At 64.8% G+C, this 17416-nt stretch carries 15 protein-coding genes; 8 read left to right on the top strand and 7 right to left on the bottom strand.

Annotated elements, in window-relative coordinates; all coding sequences use genetic code 11:
* The first annotated feature begins 31 nt into the window (after positions 1-31).
* Genes K420_RS0110850 through K420_RS0110835 form a run of 4 tightly spaced genes read left to right on the top strand, consistent with a single transcriptional unit; the run spans position 32 to position 3302 of the window.
* Complete coding sequence (locus K420_RS0110850) at positions 32-1192, top strand: NnrS family protein (RefSeq protein ID WP_027458081.1); 1161 nt, start codon at positions 32-34, stop codon at positions 1190-1192.
* Positions 1193-1238: 46 nt separating this feature from the next.
* On the top strand, positions 1239-2213 hold the full coding sequence (gene rlmF, locus K420_RS18765; RefSeq protein WP_051453081.1) for a 23S rRNA (adenine(1618)-N(6))-methyltransferase RlmF: 975 nt from the start codon (positions 1239-1241) through the stop codon (positions 2211-2213).
* A gap of 28 nt (positions 2214-2241) precedes the next feature.
* Entirely contained in the window at positions 2242-3087 is an 846-nt protein-coding gene (gene asd / locus K420_RS0110840; protein WP_027458080.1) for an archaetidylserine decarboxylase, read from the top strand.
* The gene (locus tag K420_RS0110835; RefSeq protein WP_027458079.1) at positions 3084-3302 is read left to right on the top strand and encodes a hypothetical protein; all 219 of its coding nucleotides are present in this window, start codon (positions 3084-3086) and stop codon (positions 3300-3302) included. Before asd ends, K420_RS0110835 begins: the two co-directional genes overlap by 4 nt.
* Before the next feature lie 3 nt (positions 3303-3305).
* On the opposite strand, the gene K420_RS0110830 is transcribed toward K420_RS0110835, so the two are convergent.
* The 6 genes from K420_RS0110830 to K420_RS0110805 form a co-directional block, all read right to left on the bottom strand.
* On the bottom strand, positions 3306-4586 hold the full coding sequence (locus K420_RS0110830) for a right-handed parallel beta-helix repeat-containing protein (RefSeq protein ID WP_232422764.1): 1281 nt from the start codon (positions 4584-4586) through the stop codon (positions 3306-3308).
* A 97-nt stretch (positions 4587-4683) separates the two neighbouring features.
* The gene (locus tag K420_RS0110825) at positions 4684-5100 is read right to left on the bottom strand and encodes an STAS/SEC14 domain-containing protein (protein ID WP_027458077.1); all 417 of its coding nucleotides are present in this window, start codon (positions 5098-5100) and stop codon (positions 4684-4686) included.
* Between the two features lie 218 nt (positions 5101-5318).
* Positions 5319-7916, bottom strand: a complete 2598-nt coding sequence (locus K420_RS0110820) for a bifunctional aconitate hydratase 2/2-methylisocitrate dehydratase (protein ID WP_027458076.1) — start codon at positions 7914-7916, stop codon at positions 5319-5321.
* A gap of 494 nt (positions 7917-8410) precedes the next feature.
* Entirely contained in the window at positions 8411-8743 is a 333-nt protein-coding gene (locus K420_RS0110815; protein WP_027458075.1) for a YkgJ family cysteine cluster protein, read from the bottom strand.
* A 10-nt stretch (positions 8744-8753) separates the two neighbouring features.
* Complete coding sequence (trmB, locus tag K420_RS0110810; RefSeq protein ID WP_088177874.1) at positions 8754-9425, bottom strand: tRNA (guanine(46)-N(7))-methyltransferase TrmB; 672 nt, start codon at positions 9423-9425, stop codon at positions 8754-8756.
* Positions 9422-10393 carry a tRNA dihydrouridine synthase gene (locus K420_RS0110805; protein ID WP_027458073.1) on the bottom strand — a complete coding sequence of 324 codons (972 nt, stop codon included), beginning with the start codon at positions 10391-10393 and terminating at the stop codon, positions 9422-9424. The genes trmB and K420_RS0110805 overlap by 4 nt, the downstream gene beginning before the upstream one ends.
* 47 nt (positions 10394-10440) lie before the next feature.
* Here K420_RS0110805 and K420_RS18760 point away from each other — a divergent pair, with 47 nt between their 5' ends.
* The 4 genes from K420_RS18760 (at position 10441) to K420_RS19750 (ending at position 16588) form a co-directional block, all read left to right on the top strand.
* The gene (locus tag K420_RS18760) at positions 10441-10920 is read left to right on the top strand and encodes a putative toxin-antitoxin system toxin component, PIN family (protein ID WP_051453080.1); all 480 of its coding nucleotides are present in this window, start codon (positions 10441-10443) and stop codon (positions 10918-10920) included.
* Positions 10921-11013: 93 nt separating this feature from the next.
* Positions 11014-11949, top strand: a complete 936-nt coding sequence (locus K420_RS0110795; RefSeq protein ID WP_027458072.1) for an NADH-quinone oxidoreductase subunit B family protein — start codon at positions 11014-11016, stop codon at positions 11947-11949.
* Between the two features lie 3 nt (positions 11950-11952).
* Entirely contained in the window at positions 11953-13470 is a 1518-nt protein-coding gene (locus tag K420_RS0110790) for a nickel-dependent hydrogenase large subunit (RefSeq protein WP_027458071.1), read from the top strand.
* Positions 13463-16588: a hydrogenase maturation protease gene (locus tag K420_RS19750; RefSeq protein ID WP_027458070.1), complete on the top strand. Its 3126-nt coding sequence runs from the start codon at positions 13463-13465 to the stop codon at positions 16586-16588. Before K420_RS0110790 ends, K420_RS19750 begins: the two co-directional genes overlap by 8 nt.
* Here the strand turns inward: K420_RS19750 and yaaA are convergent.
* Positions 16585-17358: a peroxide stress protein YaaA gene (gene yaaA, locus K420_RS0110780; protein ID WP_027458069.1), complete on the bottom strand. Its 774-nt coding sequence runs from the start codon at positions 17356-17358 to the stop codon at positions 16585-16587. The two genes, K420_RS19750 and yaaA, sit on opposite strands and share 4 nt — an antisense overlap.
* Positions 17359-17416: the final 58 nt, after the last annotated feature.

The raw sequence follows: 17416 nt of genomic DNA, 5'->3' as shown, positions 1-17416 counted from the left end.
TCGATTGCACAACCCGCCTATTGGTTCGCCCATGTTTCGACACACTCACCCGCTCTGGCTCGTCGGCTTTCGCCCCTTCTTCGCCCTCGCCTGCCTCGCCGGTCTCTCACTGCCGCTGCTCTGGGCGATGATTTTCAGCGGCATCCTGCCCGCTCCCACAGCCCCCTTTTCCTCCGTCCAGTGGCACGCCCATGAGATGTTCTTCGGCTTCGGCTGGGCGGTGCTGGGCGGTTTTCTGCTGACCTCGACCAAGAACTGGGTGAACATCCGCGGCTACCACGGCCCGGCCCTGATGGTGCTGGCCGGCGCCTGGATCGTCGAACGCCTGGCCATGGGCTTTGGTGGCAACTGGCCCTTGCCCCTCGCCATGCTGGCCAACAACGCCTTCCTCGGAACGATCGCCGCCATGCTGCTGTGGACGCTGATCCGCTATCGCAGCCAGGACAGCTACCGCGATAACGCCTTCTTCATGTTGATGTTGCCGGCCTTCCTGATCGCCAAATACCTGATGCTCTACGGCAACAACTTCACAGCCGGCTACGGCATGGCCATCGCCCTGTTCCGCCTGGCTTTCCTGGTGATGCTGGAGCGTACATTGACACAGTTCATGAAGGGCGTCTTCCAGGTCCAGATCCTGCGCCAACCCAAGCTGGACATGCCGATCAAGCTGCTCGGCCTGCTGCTTGTCGTCGAGCCCTTCCTGCCCCGCCCGCTGACCGCCGGCCTGTCGCTCGCCCTCGCCGTCCTGCTCGCCATCCGTTTCGTCTTCTGGAAACCGCAACTGGCTTTCAAGCGCATCGACATCGGCATCATGTACATCGGCTATCTGGCCATCGTCGGCCAGTTGCTGATCGAGGCTCTCGGTCATCTCGTGAATTTCGTCTGGATCGGTTCAGTGTCGGTGCACCTGTTCACCTTCGGCGCCATGGGCTGCGTCATCCCGGCCATGATCATGCGCATCTCGAAAGGGCATACCGGACGCAAGGTCGTTTTCGACGCCCTCGACCGCGCCGTGCTGTACGTGATGATCGCTGCCCTCGCGATCCGCGTCGTCGTGCCGCAATTGGCACCCGGTGCCTACCTGGCCTGCATCCATGCCTCCGCCACCTGCTGGCTGCTCGCCTTCGGCATCCTCGCCGTGCGGTATATCCCGCTCCTGATGCAGCCCCGCATCGACGGCCGGGAGCATTGATGGCGCAGGCGTGGGACAATGGCGGCCCGTTTTCACGAAAGCCGCCATGCACCCGCGCAACAAGAACGCCGCCGGCTACGATTTTGCCGCCCTGACGGCCACGTCGGCCGCCCTGGCCAAGTACATCAAGACCACGCCGGCCGGTACGCCGAGCATCGATTTCGCCAACCCGGCTGCCGTCAAGATGCTGAACCGGGCCATCCTGATGCATCACTACGGCGTCAAGGGCTGGGACATTCCGGCTGGCTACCTCTGCCCGCCGATTCCCGGCCGGGCCGACTACATCCATAGCGTCGCCGACCTGCTCGCCACCTGCAACAAGAAAACCATCCCGACCGGTCCCGGGGTCCGCGTGCTCGATGTCGGTACCGGCGCCAATCTGGTCTATCCGCTGATCGGCCACGCCGAGTACGGCTGGTCCTTCCTCGGTGTCGATATCGACGAAGCCGCGCTGGCCAATGCCCAGGCCATTCTCGGCAAGAACCCCGAGTTGGCCGCCGACATCGAACTGCGCCACCAGCCGGTGTGGGACAACATCTTCACGGGCCTGCTGCGTTCCGGCGAGAGCTTCGACCTGTCGATCTGCAACCCGCCCTTCCACAACTCGCCCGACGAAGTGCTGGCCGTCAGCCAGCGCAAGTGGAACAACCTCGGCAAGCCGGGTGCCAAAAAGGGAACGGCTCAGCCGCGCCTCAACTTTGGCGGCGGCGGCACCGAACTGTGGTGCAACGGCGGCGAGCGCGCCTTCGTCAAGTCGATGATCGAGCAGAGCGCCGGCATTCCGAAGCGCGTGCTGTGGTTCACCAGTCTGGTGTCCAAGGCCGACAACATCGTCCATATCGAAGCAGCGCTGAAGAAGGCCAAAGTCATCGAATCGCGCATCATGCCGATGACCCAGGGCCAGAAGCAGAGCCGGCTGGTCGCCTGGACCTTCTGCGCCAATGGCGAGCGCGAGAAATGGCGGCGCGAGCGCTGGTCGCAGGCAGCCGATCCGACGGCGCCGACAATAGACCCCGTATAATTGTGGGTTTTCCACGCTGGAAGCTGCCGTGTCCGACCGCCTTGCCGTTCTGCCCCAATATCTGATTCCGAAACAGGCGCTGACCATCCTCGCCGGCAAACTGGCCTCGGCCGAGGCCGGCAGTCTGACGACCCGCGTCATCGGCTGGTTCGTCGACCGCTACCAGGTCAACATGGCTGAGGCGGCCAACCCGGACATCGCCAGTTACAAGAGCTTCAACGAATTCTTCACCCGGCCGCTCAAGGCAGGCGCCCGCCCCCCCGCCGAGGCTGACTTCCTGTGCCCGGTGGATGGCGCGATCAGCCAGTTCGGCGCCATCGAGCGCGACCAGATTTTCCAGGCCAAGGGCCATCGCTACTCGACCACCGCCCTGGTCGGCGGCGACCGCCAACTGGCCGCGCAATTCGAGAACGGCAGCTTCGCCACCCTCTACCTCAGCCCACGCGACTACCACCGCATCCACATGCCGTGCGACGGCAGGCTGACGCGGATGATCTACATCCCCGGCGCATTATTCTCGGTCAATCCGACCACGGCACGCGGCGTGCCCGGCCTGTTCGCCCGCAACGAGCGGGTCGTCTGCGTGTTTGAATCGGCCCACGGCCCCTTCGTGCTCACCCTGGTCGGCGCCACCATCGTCGGCAGCATGGCGACTGTCTGGCATGGCGTGGTCAATCCACCGCGCCCAGGGGTGATCCGCGAATGGCGCTACGACGAGCAGAACATCGTGCTCAAGAAGGGGGATGAAATGGGCCGCTTCCTGCTCGGCTCGACGGTGGTCATGCTCTTCCCGGGGAACACACTGACTTTCAACCCGGAATGGACGCCGACCCGCCCCATCCGCCTGGGCGAGGCGATGGGCCACCGCCCGTGAACTGGCCGACCTGGGCCTGCCTGGTGCTTGGCATCGGCTGCGCCCTCCTCGCCATCCGCATCGGGGAAGAAGGCGTCGCGCGCTACGGCCGGCGTGTCACGGTGACCGAGATGATTCCGCTTGGCCTCAAGGGCGACCGTCGCATGCTGCTCGGCGGCCTGGCCGGCTGGGCGATGGCCCTCAGCTTCGCTGCAGCGGCCTGGTTCGCGTTCTAAGCTTTACTGGAACGCCCCGGGCGCCAGCCGACTACCGACCGGCATCGGCCGCGTGCCGGCCGGGAAGACGAATTCCGCCCGCGGCAACAAATCGATACCATTCGCCTCGCCCGGCGGCCGGATGCTGCCGCGCAGCGGAGAGGTCATCGTCAAGCGCAGCGGCACCCCGCCGACCTCAACCAACTCGGCGCGCGGCACCGGGCGGTTGCCATCGAAACGCCCCTGCGCCGGCTGAAACAGATCGCCGTTGCCGACCGTCAGGTTATTGAGCAGCCAGACGTCCACCGCTACACCCAGCTTATCCGTCCACACGGCGACGAAATTGCCGCTCGGCGCGTCGTTGATCAGCGTGTTGTGCGCCATGTACAGCCCGTTCTCCGGCCAGCGCGGCCCTTCCGCACCGTAGGAAACGAGCCGCGGGTTGTCGGTGCCGGCACTCTGCCCAATGGTATTGCCGATCACGACAGCGAGGCCGCCGTTCGGGAACTCCAGTTCGTAGGAGGCCTGGCCACCCGCCCCATCGAGCAACATGTTGTAGAGGATGTGATTCTCGCGGGCCCGCGATTTGACCAGATGGCCAAGATAGCCGTTCGAGAAGCGGCTGCCACGCAACACGAACTTGCCGATCGCGCCGACGTAGAGCAGGTGATGCAGGTCGCCCTTGTGGCGCGGCGCCTCACCGAACTCGCTGTCGATCACGGTGAGCGACATTTCCGGCTGATTGGCGGTCAGGATGCCCATCTCGTTGTCGAAGAAAGCGCAGCCGTGCACCGTCAGGCTGCCCTTCTCGAAGCGGATACCGGCACCATTCGATTCCCGGACCCGCGCCCCGCGAAATTCGATGTTCTCGATGCGCACCTTGCCGCCGCGTACGACCCAGAGCCCCTTGCTTTCGGCACTTCTGCCATCGGCCAGCATGACCGGACGCTCACGGGTGCCACGGATGATCAGGTCGTTTTGGGTCCACACCACCGGCTGGCCACGATAGGTGCCGGGACGCACCTCGATCACCTCGCCATCGCGCGCCAGCCGGGCGGCTTCGGTCAAGGTGGCGACTTTCTCGCCGGGACCGACAATCAGCGTGGCAGCCTCGACCCTGCCCGGGGTCGCCGTGGTCGGCTCCGGACGCGCCAACAAGCGGCCGTCCGCGCCCCGCCGGACTTCGCCAAGGTAATCGGGCGTCGGCGGCAGACTATCGGCCGCCCACGCCACAGGCGCAAACCCCGTCGCCAAGCCGACGAGCAAGACGGCCAAAGGCATCTGGAAAACTGTCATCGAGGGCATTTCGCGCACCTCCTGCCGCGCTGCGGCAATCGGAAAACGGCCACCCCGGCAACGCGATGCATCGATCAAGGCGCCACCAAACTGGCCGCACAAGGCCTCAGTCGAGGCGGAATCCCATCACGTTGCTCATCAGGTGCAACTGTGGTTGGCTGGCCAGCCAGTCCCTGGCCTCGGCCTCGGTTGGAAAGACTTCGGTCTGGTATGAAATGACCGGCCCATGCTGCAGTATCCGGTGCGCCATGCCGGCCAGCATGTTGTCGGTGGTCACGAAGACGACCCGGCAATTCGGATTCGAGACGAAAGCGCCGTAATGCAGGACTGCCAGTTCGGTAAATGTCTCATCGGAGAAGCTGACGCTCGGCACAGCGGAGAAATCGTTGATGACATAGTGCATGTCGTCATAACGCGGATCACCTTGCACACGCTCCACCGAATTGATGAACTCGGCGGCCGAAACGCTCCCCGAGAATCGCCGCACGACCCCTTCCGGTTCCCATACGAGTTCATACGCCATGTGCTTCGCTTTCCTGCAGTAACTAGCGACCGCGGGGTACCACTGCCACCCCTGCCAACCCGAGCCATCCTAACCGACGATCATGCCTGCCACACCTCGGACAAGCCATAGTCCGACCGCATGTTAACGCCACCGCCCTCCGAATGACAACGACAAAAAACCCCTACCGGCTTCCCGGTAGGGGTTTGGCGATTGCAATCCGCCTTGCGGCAGATGAATTACATGGTGACCGTTTCAGCCACTTCAACGAAAGCCGGAATCTGGTCGAAGTTCATGTAGCGGTAGATATCGGCCGCCTTGGCATTCACGACCTGGATGTACTGCATGTACTCTTCCTTGGTCGGAATCTTGCCGAGCAGGGCGCACATCGCAGCCAGCTCGGCGGAGCCGAGGTAGACGCGGGTGTCGATACCCAGGCGGTTCGGGAAGTTGCGGGTCGAGGTCGACATCGCGGTGGAACCCTTGCGGATCTGGGCCTGGTTACCCATGCACAGCGAGCAGCCCGGCATTTCCATACGGGCACCGGCCTTGCCGAGAACGCTGTAGTAGCCTTCCTCGTTCAGCACCATGGCATCCATCTTGGTCGGCGGAGCGATCCACAGGCGGGTCGGGATGTCGGACTTGCCGTCCAGCACCTTGCCGGCCGCGCGGAAGTGACCGATGTTGGTCATGCAGGAACCGATGAAGACTTCATCGATCTGGTCGCCGGCCACTTCGGACAGGACCTTGACGTCGTCCGGATCATTCGGGCAAGCAACGATCGGCTCGGTGATCTCGGCCAGGTCGATTTCGATCACGGCAGCGTACTGGGCGTTGGCGTCGGCCTTGAGCAGTTCGCCCTTGGCAATCCACTCTTCCATGGCAGCGATACGACGCTTCAGGGTGCGGGCATCCTGGTAGCCTTCAGCGATCATCCACTTCATCAGGGTGATGTTCGAACGCATGTACTCGACGATCGGTTCCTTGTTCAGGGCGATGGCGCAAGCAGCAGCGGAACGTTCGGCAGCAGCGTCGGACAGTTCGAAGGCCTGTTCGACCTTGAGATCCGGCAGACCTTCGATTTCGAGGATGCGGCCGGAGAAGACGTTCTTCTTGCCCTTCTTCTCGACGGTCAGCAGACCCTGCTTGATGGCCCACAGCGGAATGGCGTTAACCAGGTCGCGCAGGGTGATGCCGTCCTGCATCTTGCCCTTGAAGCGAACCAGCACGGATTCCGGCATGTCCAGCGGCATGACGCCGGTGGCGGCAGCGAAGGCAACCAGACCGGAACCGGCCGGGAAGGAGATGCCGATCGGGAAACGGGTGTGCGAGTCGCCACCGGTACCGACGGTATCCGGCAACAGCAGGCGGTTCAGCCAGGAGTGGATGACGCCGTCGCCCGGACGCAGGGCAACGCCACCACGGGTGCTGATGAAGGACGGCAGTTCGCGGTGCATCTTGACGTCGACCAGCTTCGGATAAGCGGCGGTGTGGCAGAAGGACTGCATGACCATGTCGGCGGAGAAGCCGAGGCAGGCCAGATCCTTCAGTTCGTCGCGGGTCATCGGGCCGGTGGTGTCCTGGGAACCGACGGTGGTCATCTTCGGTTCGCAGTAGGTACCCGGCAGGATGCCCTTGCCTTCCGGCAGGCCACAGGCGCGGCCGACCATCTTCTGGGCCAGCGAGTAGCCGGTGCCCGGATCGTTCGGCTGCTGCGGCAGACGGAACAGGGTGGAGGCCGGCAGGCCGAGGGCTTCACGCGCCTTGGCGGTCAGGCCGCGACCGATGATCAGCGGGATACGGCCGCCAGCGCGGACTTCGTCGAGAATGACGAGCGTCTTCAGCTGCGATTCGGCGATCACGGCACCATTCTTGACAGCGGTAACCTTGCCGGTGGCGCCATCGACCTTCAGTTCGATCTCATCGCCCATGTCCATCTGGCCGGCGTCGATTTCGATCGGCAGCGCGCCAGCATCTTCCATCGTGTTGAAGAAGATCGGCGCGATCTTGGAGCCCAGGCAGACGCCACCGAAGCGCTTGTTCGGGACGTACGGGATGTCTTCGCCGGTGAACCACAGCACCGAGTTGGTGGCGGACTTGCGGGAAGAACCGGTACCGACCACATCACCGACGTAGGCGATCAGGTTGCCCTTGGCAGCCAGCTTTTCCAGTTGCTTGATCGGGCCGCGCGCACCCGGCTCGTCGGCTTCGATACCCGGACGCGGGTTCTTCAGCATGGCCAGGGCGTGCAGCGGGATGTCAGGACGCGACCAGGCATCCGGGGCCGGCGACAGGTCGTCGGTGTTGGTTTCGCCGGTGACCTTGAACACGGTCAGCTTTTGCGAGGCCGGGACTTCCGGACGCGAGGTGAACCACTCGGCGTCGGCCCAGGACTGCATGACGGCCTTGGCGTTGGCGTTGCCGGCCTTGGCCAGCTCGGCGACGTCGTGGAAGTAATCGAACACCAGCAGGGTCTTCTTCAGGCCTTCGGCGGCGACGGCGCCACAGGTCGGGCAGGCCAGCAGGTCGATCAGCGGCTTGACGTTGTAACCGCCGAGCATGGTGCCGAGCAGTTCGGTGGCCTTTTCCTTGGAGATCAGGGCGCAGGACTCTTCACCCTTGGCGACCTTGGCCAGGAACTCGGCCTTGACCTTGGCGGCGTCATCGACGCCTGCCGGCACGCGATAGGTGATCAATTCGACCAGAGCGGCTTCTTCGCCGGCGGGAGGATTCTTCAGCAGGGCCACCAGTTCGGTGGTCTGTTGCTTGGACAGGGGCAGCGGCGGGATACCGAGGGCTGCACGCTCTGCAACGTGGGCGCGATAGGCTTCAAGCACGGCGACTTCCTTTCGTAAAGGGTTGCTCTGGGAAACGAATATTTTACGACAATCGCGGCGGCCGAATGGTTCGGCGGGTAGCGTCCCGAGGCCGGCCCGCAAGTCTTATATATGATAGCTTATCTTGCGGGTTTTGCCATGAATTGATGTGCAGCGCAGCAAGTTTTGCTCAAAATTTAAGCAAGACACCCAAAACCCTTGCCGGACAGTGAGTTGCAGAATCTACCCAGAACTTATCCACAGACTTACCCCGTCCGAACGGGGATAAATAGCGTTTATTCAACAACTGAACACCACTGGCAAATCCCGGGCCGCAGCCCTTCCCCCCTCGCGGGGCATTTGACAAAACCCGAAAAGCCTTGTCCGGCAAGCCAAAGCAGCCACCCGCCCAAAATTTGAGCAACCCGCGGTTTGACTATGTGCATCAGGGGCTTACGGCGTTCATCCCGAGCTTATCCACAGCCTTGTCCGACCAGAACGGGGATAAATATCGCTTATAGCGGAGGCAGGCCGTGGCGTTGCCGTGCCCGGTTGCAGGCACTGTGTTCGGTATCGAACTCGCGGCAGGGCGATGGGCGCTCGGCATAAATGGTGCAGCGCACAGCCAGACCGATCTCGCCATCGAGTGCCACGCAACGCGGCGCCGCGCGATCGGTGCCGGCCATGCGGACAATGCAGGCGGTTACCGGCACGCTCAGGGAGTGCGGAACGCCCTGCCCCCAGGCAAAGCGCCCTCCGGCCAGTTCAGCCGGATGGAAGTCGACGCGAAAACTGGCGCAACAGGCGCCGCAACTCTGGCAAGGCGACACCGTGGTTTCCTCCGACATGCCCCTCGTCTCAGCCCAGATCGACCACGACGCGATGCAGGGCGTGGCCGGAAGCGAGGTACTTCTTCTCGAACGGGGTCAGTGGCTCGCCGGACGGCTGCCATGCTTCCCCGACCGCCGGCCGGCCGGTGGCGAGCGCGATGGCGAGGGCCATTTCATCGATATACACCGACCAGTTGCTGCGGCATTCGAGCACGCCACCAAGCGCCAGCAGGGAGGGGAAGATGGCGTGACCGTGCCAGCGCCGGGCCAGGTGACCGATCTTCGGCCACGGGTTCGGATAGAGCAGGTAATGGCGGGCCAGGCGGACACCGTCAGCCTGCAGCAGACGCCAGAAATCGACCAGGTCGGCCCGGGCGAACACCGCGTTGCCCGGCAGGGCGAGCGGCTTGCCGCGCTCGATGCGGTCGCTCGACTGATCGACGCCGATCACGAAATGATCGGGATAGTCCTCGGCAAGGCGCAACGTGCTCCAGCCGACGCCGCAACCGGCGTCGAGAATGAGCGGCGCTTTGGGGTTCCAGCCGGCGCGAGCGGCCAGCGCTGCGGCGTAGGCTTGCCGGTTGTAATCGAGAATCGGTTTGCGGAACGGGTGGGCGAAATGGCGCCGGACCAGTTCCGGCAGATCGGCGTGCGGCTCCCCCTGGGCGCTGCGGATGAAGCGGGAATTGCCTTCCATCAGGCGGCGAGAAGCAGGCGCTCGGGAAGACTGTCGAGCACGCCGGCAGCGACCAGCATGGCGTCGATATCCTCGGCAGCCTTGACCGGGCGCAATTGCTGGTAGAGCGCCTCGGCCTCCGGGTAATGGCGGCGCAGCAACATCAGCCATTGCTTCAGGCGACCGCCGGCATGCACCGGCATCACCCGCTCGCGCACGCCGCGCCAGTAGGTTGCCACCGAGGGCAGCAATTCAGCCCAGCCGCCAGTCGCCTCGCCACGCAGCTTGCGCGGCAGCAATGGGTCGGCCAGCGCACCGCGGCCAAGCATGACGTCGGCGCACCCCGACTCCAGCTGGCACTGGCGGAAATCAGCCACCGTCCATACCTCGCCGTTGGCGATGATCGGGATACTGACCGCAGCCCGCACCCGGTCGATCTGCGCCCAACGCGCTGGTGGCTTATAGCCGTCGACCTTGGTACGGCCATGGACGATCAGTTCATCGACTCCACCCGCCGCGATGGCCTGGGCGCAATCGACCGCCAGGCTGCTGTCGGCAATGCCGAGGCGCATCTTGGCGGTGAAAGGAATGTCGGCCGGCACCTCGGCGCGCACGGCGCTGACGATGGCGTGCAGCAGTTCCGGCTCGCCGAGCAGGGCCGACCCGCCGCGATGGCGGAAGACCGTCGGTGCCGGGCAGCCGAAGTTGATATCCACCCCGGCCGGCCGGTGACGGACCAGGCGCCGGGCGTTGGCGGCCATGAAATGCGGGTCGGAACCCAACAACTGGACGCGCATCGGCGTACCGGCATCGGTTCGGCTGTCGTTGTGCAATTCCGGACAGGTCCGCAGGAACGTGCGGTTGGGCAAGACGCTCTCGGTAACCCGGACGAATTCGCAGATGCCCCAGTCGTAGCCGCCGATCGCTGTCAGCACCTGCCGCATCAGCGGATCGGCGAGGCCTTCCATCGGAGCGAGCAGGATGCGGGACATGGGGGATTTCACGGGGTGGGGGAAGAGGCGCGCATTATAATCGCTCCATGCTGCGCCTCGTTCTCGACACCAATGTCGTTCTCGACCTCTTCCATTGGGCCAATACCGATGCGGTACCGATCATGGCGGCGCTGGAAGCCGGCCGCATCGCGTGTTTCGCCGACCGGCGCACACTGGACGAACTGCAGCGCGTGTTGACCTACCCGCAGTTGAAGCTGACGCCGGCGATGATCGCCGACCGCTACGCACGCTACAGCGGTCTGGTCCAGATGCATCCGGAAGGCGATTCGCCGCCCCTGCCGCGCTGCAAGGATCGCGACGACCAGAAATTCCTTGAACTCTCCGCCCGCTGCCAGGCCGACCTGCTGGTCAGCAAGGACAAGGCATTGCTCAAGTTGCGCGGAAGGACCAAACTGGGCTTTCAAATCGTCAAGCCGGCCGCTGCGGCGAGCCTGATTGCGGGGGCAATGGCAACCGGACCTGACATCCCGTGCAGCCCGCAGGAAAAATTGACACATTTGTTGTAAAAATAATAAATTTAACTATAATTTTACGAAATAACAGCGCAAATTGTGGTGACATGCCCGATTGGCAGCCATCAAGAAACTCGGAGAGCGGCCATGGCCAATATCGTCTGGATGCAAACCGGCGCCTGCAGCGGCGAGTCGATGGCCTTGCTCTGCGCCGACCGGCCGAGCATCGAGAACCTGATTGACCAGTACGGCCTGAATTTCCTGTGGCATCCCTCGCTGACGGCCGACCGGAGTTTCGGCGAGGTGCTCGATGGCGTGACCAGCGGCCGCGAGCCGCTCGATATCCTGTGCATCGAGGGCAGCCTGCTCACCGGTCCGAACGGCAGCGGTCAGTACGACACCTGGAAGGGGCGCGCCAAGTTCGACATCGTCCGCCAACTGGCACCCCTCGCCACCCATGTCGTCGCCATGGGCACCTGCGCCGCATACGGCGGCGTGCATGCCGCCGGCCCCAATCCGACCGACTGCACCGGCCTGCAATTCATGAAGGATCAGCCGGGCGGCCTGCTCGGCAGCGACTGGCGGAGCCGCAACGGCCAGCCGGTGATCAACGTGGCCGGCTGCCCGGCCCACCCCAACACGATGACCAAGGTCCTGGCCATGCTCGCCGAAGGCGAAACCTTGTCGCTCGATGCGCTGAACCGGCCGGCCGCCTTCTTTTCGACCCTGGTGCACCAAGGCTGCACGCGCAACGAGTATCACGAGTACGACATCGAGGACAACGTGCTCGGCGGGCGAGGCTGTCTGTTCTTCAACCTGGGCTGCCGCGGCCCGCAGACCGTCGCGCCATGCAATACCGAGTTGTGGAACGGCCATAACAGTAAGACCCGCGCCGGTGTGCCCTGCTTTGGCTGCACTTCGGCCGATTTCCCGCCAGCACGTGACCTGTTCGTCACGCCCAAGATTGGCACCGTACCCAAATTCCTGCCACTCGGCGTGGCCCGCGCCAAGTACATGGCCTACAAGAACCTGGCCCGTGCCGCTGCGCCGGAACGCGTGGTCAACCGGGAAATGGAGCCCTGAACGATGAGCCGCGTCACCGTCGATATCGACCTCAACCGCGTCGAAGGCGATCTGGAATTCCAGGTCGACCTGGAAGACGGTATCGTCGTCGATGCGCGCTGCATCGGCACGCTCTACCGGGGTTTCGAGCAGATCATGATCGGCCGCGCACCGCGCGACGCGCTGGTCATCACGCCGCGTGTCTGCGGCATTTGCGGCACGGCCCACCTCTACGCCGCGACGCTGGCGCTGGAACAGATCGCCAACCTGACACCGCCGGCCCATGCCGTCCATGTCCGCAACCTGTGCCTGATGGCGGAAACCCTGCAGAGCGACCTGCGCCAGACATTCCTCTTCTTCACGCCGGATTTCTGCAACGCCCGCTATGCCGGCCAACCGCTGGCTGGCGCCTTGAACGCCGCCTTCCTGCCACTCAAGGGCAGCGTGGCGCGCGGCACGCTGAAGGCGACGCGGGACCTGCTCGGTATCGTCGCGCTGTTCGGCGGCCAGTGGCCGCACTCGACCTACATGCTGCCCGGCGGCATTTCGCAGCCGGCCAACAGCCGGCGGGTGATGGACAGCCGCGACATCCTGGCCGCTGTTCGGGGCTGGTTCGAGCAGGCCGTCATCGGCGGCAGCCTCGATGAATGGATGGCCCTCGACAGCGGCGATGCGCTGTTCCGCTGGCAGGCGGCCGACGCCGCCCGTGCCGGCAGCGGCCTAGGCCTGTTCAACCGTTTCAGCCGCGATATCGGCTTGCACCTGCTCGGGCGCGGCACGCCGCACCTCCTCAGCTATGGCTCGGTCATCCGCCCCGACGGCAGCGGCCACGCCCTGCCGGCCGGCTTCTTCAACGGCGATACGCAAGCAGTCGAGGCGCTCGACCAGGCGCAGATCAACGAACACGTCCGCCACAGCTGGTTCCTGCCCTACGAGGGGGGCCGCCACCCGTGGCAGGGCGAAACCATCCCCGACCACCTGCCGGGCACCGACCGCTACACCTGGGCCAAGGCGCCGCGCTATGGCGACCGGGTGGTGCAGACCGGCCCGCTGGCCGAGTTGCGCATCGCTGGCGACCCGCTGATCACCGACCTGCTGGCGCGCGAAGGCGACAACACCTGGCTGCGCCAGTTTGCCCGCCTGCGGCGCGCCGGCTGGCTGATCCAGGCCATGGCCGAGACCCTGCAGTCGATTAAAGCCTGCCTCAGCGAGCCGCACTACCTCGACCCCGGCCTCGATGTCTGGCCGGATGGCGAAAGCTACGGGCTGGTCGAGGCGGCGCGTGGCGCGCTCGGCCACTGGCTGCGGATCAGGAATGGGGTGATCGAGAAGTACCAGATCGTCACACCGACCGCCTGGAATGCCTCGCCGCGTGACAGCGCCGGGCGCCATGGCCATTGGGAACAGAGCATCATCGGCCTGCCCGTGCCGGACCCGGCCAACCCGCTCGAAATCGGCCACATCGTGCGTTCGCACGACCCCTGCCTGGTGTGCACCGTGCATTTCATCGGCCGCCACGATAAAACACGCTTCCATGTCTGATCGTTCGCGCCTGCGCATCCTCTGCTTCGGCAATCCCCTGCACGGGGATGACGGCTTTGGCCCGGCCGTCGCCCTGGCCCTGCGCCGGCTGCTCGCCGCCGGAACGGCGGAGGTGATCGATTGCGGCAACCGCGGCCTCGATGCGCTGCACTATTTCGAGAACGTGCGCCAGGTGATCGTTGTCGATGCGATGGCCGGCCCCCGCCCCGGCACGGTCCACCTGCTCGGGCCGCGCGACGTGCCGGTCGAGGATCACCACGGCGGGCACGGCGCCGGGGTGGGCTATCTGCTGGAGGCCGCGCGCGAAACGCTGAATCCGCTGCCGCGGGTCGACGTCATCGCCGCCGAAATCGGCCCCGTCGCCACCTTCGTCCCCGGCCTGTCGGTCGAGGTCGCCGCCGCCGTCGGCGAAACGGTCGGCCTGATCCGGCAGCGCTTTCTGCCGGCGAGCGAAGACATCGCGGCCGAACTGGCCAACGAACTCGACATGCTGCGCGAGGCAAACCAGGCGCTGGAAGGTGAACTGATCCAGAGCACCGAAACGATGGAACTGCTCATCGCCGAGCAGGAGCGACAGCAGGATGAACTGCGCCTGCGTTCGGACGAACTGACGCGCCTGCACGGCGCGCTGGAACGTGCCATCGGCACCATGGCAGAAATCTTCGTCATGCTCGGGCCGGATGGTCGGGTGACGCGGATCAATCCCCTGCTCGAACAGGAATTGGGCTATACGCCGGCCACCCTGATCGGCGCTTACTTCGAGGATTGCCTGGCCGAGCCGAGTCTCCAGCAGTTGCGCAGCCTGCTGCCGGTGGCGAAGGCGCCCTGGTTGCTCAATGCGATCCGGGCGGCCGGCGGCCGATTCTCCGCCGAGCTGTATTTCCGCCGGGCCGGGTCCACCCAGCCGCAGGGGATGGACGGCCACATTCCCTACCTCGTCCACGCCAGTCTCCTGCACAGCCAGGCGGGCAAGCTGGAGGGAGCCGTCGTTGTCGCCGCCAACATCGCCACCCTCAAATCGCGCGAGCAGGCCTTGCGCGACAACGAACGCCTATTGCACGAAACCGCCGAGGAATTGCGTGACCACCGCGACAACCTGGCCCGCATGGTCGATGAGCGGACGCACGACCTGCGCCTCGCCATGTTGCAGGCAGAGGCCGCCAGCCGCGCCAAGAGCGAATTCCTGTCGAACATGTCGCACGAGGTGCGCACGCCGCTCAACGCCATCCTCGGCCTGTCCGATCTCTGCCTGCTGACGCCGCTCAATCCGGTCCAGCAGCAGCACATCGGCAAGATCCGCCGGGCGGCCGACCACCTGCTCGGCATCATCGACGACATCCTCGATTTCTCGCGCATCGAAGCCGGCAAGATGAGCATCGAGCAGTTGAGCTTCGAACTGCCAGGCCTGCTCGACGAGATCAACGACCTGCTGATCGGCCGTATCGAGGAAAAGGGTCTGGAACTGTGCATCGATCTGGCGCCGGAAGCGACGCGCAGCTTCATCGGTGACCCGCTGCGCCTCAAGCAGATCTTGATCAACCTGCTCGGCAATGCCGTCAAGTTCTCGCCCCAGGGCAGCCTGCAGCTGGGTTGCAGACTGGCCGGCACGAGCGGTGAGCAGGCCGAGCTCCATTTCTGGATAAAGGACGAAGGCATCGGCATCGCACCGGAACAGCAGACAGCCCTGTTCTCGGCCTTCAGCCAGGCCGATTCATCCACCACCCGGCGCTACGGTGGCTCCGGCCTCGGCTTGGCGATTTCCAAGCGCCTGGTCGAATTGATGGGTGGGCGCATGTGGCTGGAGAGCGTGCAGGGGCTCGGCAGCACCTTCCACTTTACCGTTCGCTTCGGCTGCCCGCCCGCCGCGCTGCCCGCCACCGAACTACGCCAGCAACTGGCGGCCTACGCCGGGCGCAGCATCCTGATTGCCGACGACAATCCGGCCGCGCGGCGGGCGCTGGGCAATCTGTGCCGGCAACTCGGTTTCACGGTCGATGCCCACGCCAGCGGCGACACGGCACTGGCCGCCCTGCGCCGCCCAGGCAGCGCTCCGCTCGCCGCCCTGCTCGACTGGCAGATGCCGGCCCCAAACGGGCTGGACATCATCAAGGAAATTCGCCGGGAGGCGCAGCCCGGGCAGCCGAAACTGATTCTGCTCTCCTCGTTGATCGCGACCAGTACGGCACAGGCCGATCACCAGGCGGCCGATGCCGTTCTGCTCAAGCCGACCAGCCTGCGCCGCATGCACGCCGTACTGAGCAAGGCCCTTGGTCTCGACCACCCGGTCGCAATCGCCGCGGGGGTCAACGCCCCCGACCTGTCCTCCATCCAGCAACTGAAGGAGGCCGACATCTTGGTCGTCGACGACATCGAGCTGAATCGCGACCTGATGCGCGAACTGTTCGCCACGGCCGGCATCCAGGTCCGGCTGGCCAGCAACGGTGACGAAGCCATCGCCATGGTGCGCGCCCGCAAGCCGGACGTGATCCTGATGGATTGCCAGATGCCGGTCATGGATGGCTTCACCGCCACCCGCACACTGCGCGAGATGCCGGAATACGCCGGCCTGCCCATCATCGCCCTGACCGCCGGCGTGCTCGAAAGCGACCGCGAGCAATGCCTGGCGGCCGGCATGAATGCCCACGTCAGCAAGCCGGTCAATCTGGAAAAACTGCTCCAGCTGATTGCCGAACTGTTGCCGGCCGAACGTCCTGCCCCCCTCCCGCCGCCAGCCATGCCGCCGACCTGCCCGCAACCGGCGGCGGCCCGCCCGTTGCCCGACCTGCCGGGCATCAACGTCGACGAAGGTCTGGCGCGCGTCCGCCACAAGGTGGATTTCTACCGCCGCATGCTACTCAAGTTCCGCGACACGCATGCCGCCGAACTGGCCCGCGACCTACGGCAGAACGTGCAGACCGGCCAGCGCCCGGAAGCCGTGCGTAGCGCGCACAGCATCAAGGGCGTCGCGCTTAGCCTGGGCATGGATGCACTGGGTGAAACGGCGCGGACGATCGAATTGAGCCTCAAGGAAGAGGCCACGCCGGTCAGCGAAGCGACGGTCGCGCCGCTCCTCGCCGAAATGGATGCCGTCTGCGCCGTCCTGCAGGCACTCGACTAGTCCTCGCGCCGCCGGAAGACCCAGGTCGTCGCGTCGGAAGCCTCCGGTGCAAAGGCGTAGCCATCGACCGCGAAATTCTGCAGGGCTTCCGGCTCGCTCAGCCGGTTGACCACCGCGTAGCGCGTCATCAGGCCGCGCGCCCGCTTGGCGTAGAAACTGATGATCTTGTACTTGCCGTTCTTCCAGTCCTCGAACACCGGCTGGATCACCGTGCCCTGGATCTTGCGGCCGACCGCCGCCTTGAAATACTCCTCGGAGGCCAGGTTAACGACGACCGGGCGCGGCATGGCGGCGAGTTCGGCATTGATCGCGTCGAGCAGGGTGGTGCCCCAGAAGGCGTACAAATCCTTGCCCGCCGCATTGGCAAATTTGGTGCCCATTTCCAGGCGGTAGGGTTGCATCAGGTCGAGCGGCCGCAGCAGACCGTAGAGGCCGGAGAGGATGCGCACGTGTTGCTGGGCGAAGTCGAGGTCATCGGCGCTCAGGTGGCGGGCGTCGAGGCCGTCGTAAACATCGCCGTCGAAAGCAAGTACTGCCTGCTTGGCATTTTCCGGCGTGAAGGGCAGCGACCAGTCGGCATAGCGGTTGAAATTGAGCAGCGCGAGTTGATCGGACAAATCCATCAGCGTCGCGATGTCGGCCGGCGACAAGCGGCGCAACGCCCGGATCAGGTTTTCCGACTGAGGCAGGAAGCGCGGCTGCGTGCAGGTGGCGACATGGGGCGGCGTCGTGTAGTCGAGCGACTTGGCGGGCGAGAGCAGGATGAGCATGATCGAAAGCGGGTGAAAACAAAGGTTTGTGCTGTGCGCCATTTTACCGGCTGGTAAA

It is taken from the genome of Dechloromonas agitata is5, from assembly GCF_000519045.1.
GTDB classification, from domain to species: Bacteria; Pseudomonadota; Gammaproteobacteria; order Burkholderiales; family Rhodocyclaceae; genus Azonexus; species Azonexus agitatus.
Note: the sequence above shows the minus strand (reverse complement) of the source record. Positions and strands in the feature narration are given on the sequence as shown.

Excerpts from the sequence above, each read along its gene's own strand:
- rlmF (WP_051453081.1), top strand. The coding sequence starts at position 1,239 with ATGCACCCGCGCAACAAGAACGCCGCCGGCTACGATTTTGCCGCCCTG.
- yaaA (WP_027458069.1), bottom strand. The coding sequence starts at position 17,358 with ATGCTCATCCTGCTCTCGCCCGCCAAGTCGCTCGACTACACGACGCCG.
- K420_RS18760 (WP_051453080.1), top strand. The coding sequence starts at position 10,441 with ATGCTGCGCCTCGTTCTCGACACCAATGTCGTTCTCGACCTCTTCCAT.
- K420_RS0110815 (WP_027458075.1), bottom strand. The coding sequence starts at position 8,743 with ATGTCGGAGGAAACCACGGTGTCGCCTTGCCAGAGTTGCGGCGCCTGT.
- K420_RS0110830 (WP_232422764.1), bottom strand. The coding sequence starts at position 4,586 with ATGCCCTCGATGACAGTTTTCCAGATGCCTTTGGCCGTCTTGCTCGTC.
- K420_RS19750 (WP_027458070.1), top strand. The coding sequence starts at position 13,463 with ATGTCTGATCGTTCGCGCCTGCGCATCCTCTGCTTCGGCAATCCCCTG.
- K420_RS0110850 (WP_027458081.1), top strand. The coding sequence starts at position 32 with ATGTTTCGACACACTCACCCGCTCTGGCTCGTCGGCTTTCGCCCCTTC.
- K420_RS0110805 (WP_027458073.1), bottom strand. The coding sequence starts at position 10,393 with ATGTCCCGCATCCTGCTCGCTCCGATGGAAGGCCTCGCCGATCCGCTG.
- K420_RS0110790 (WP_027458071.1), top strand. The coding sequence starts at position 11,953 with ATGAGCCGCGTCACCGTCGATATCGACCTCAACCGCGTCGAAGGCGAT.
- K420_RS0110825 (WP_027458077.1), bottom strand. The coding sequence starts at position 5,100 with ATGGCGTATGAACTCGTATGGGAACCGGAAGGGGTCGTGCGGCGATTC.
- K420_RS0110795 (WP_027458072.1), top strand. The coding sequence starts at position 11,014 with ATGGCCAATATCGTCTGGATGCAAACCGGCGCCTGCAGCGGCGAGTCG.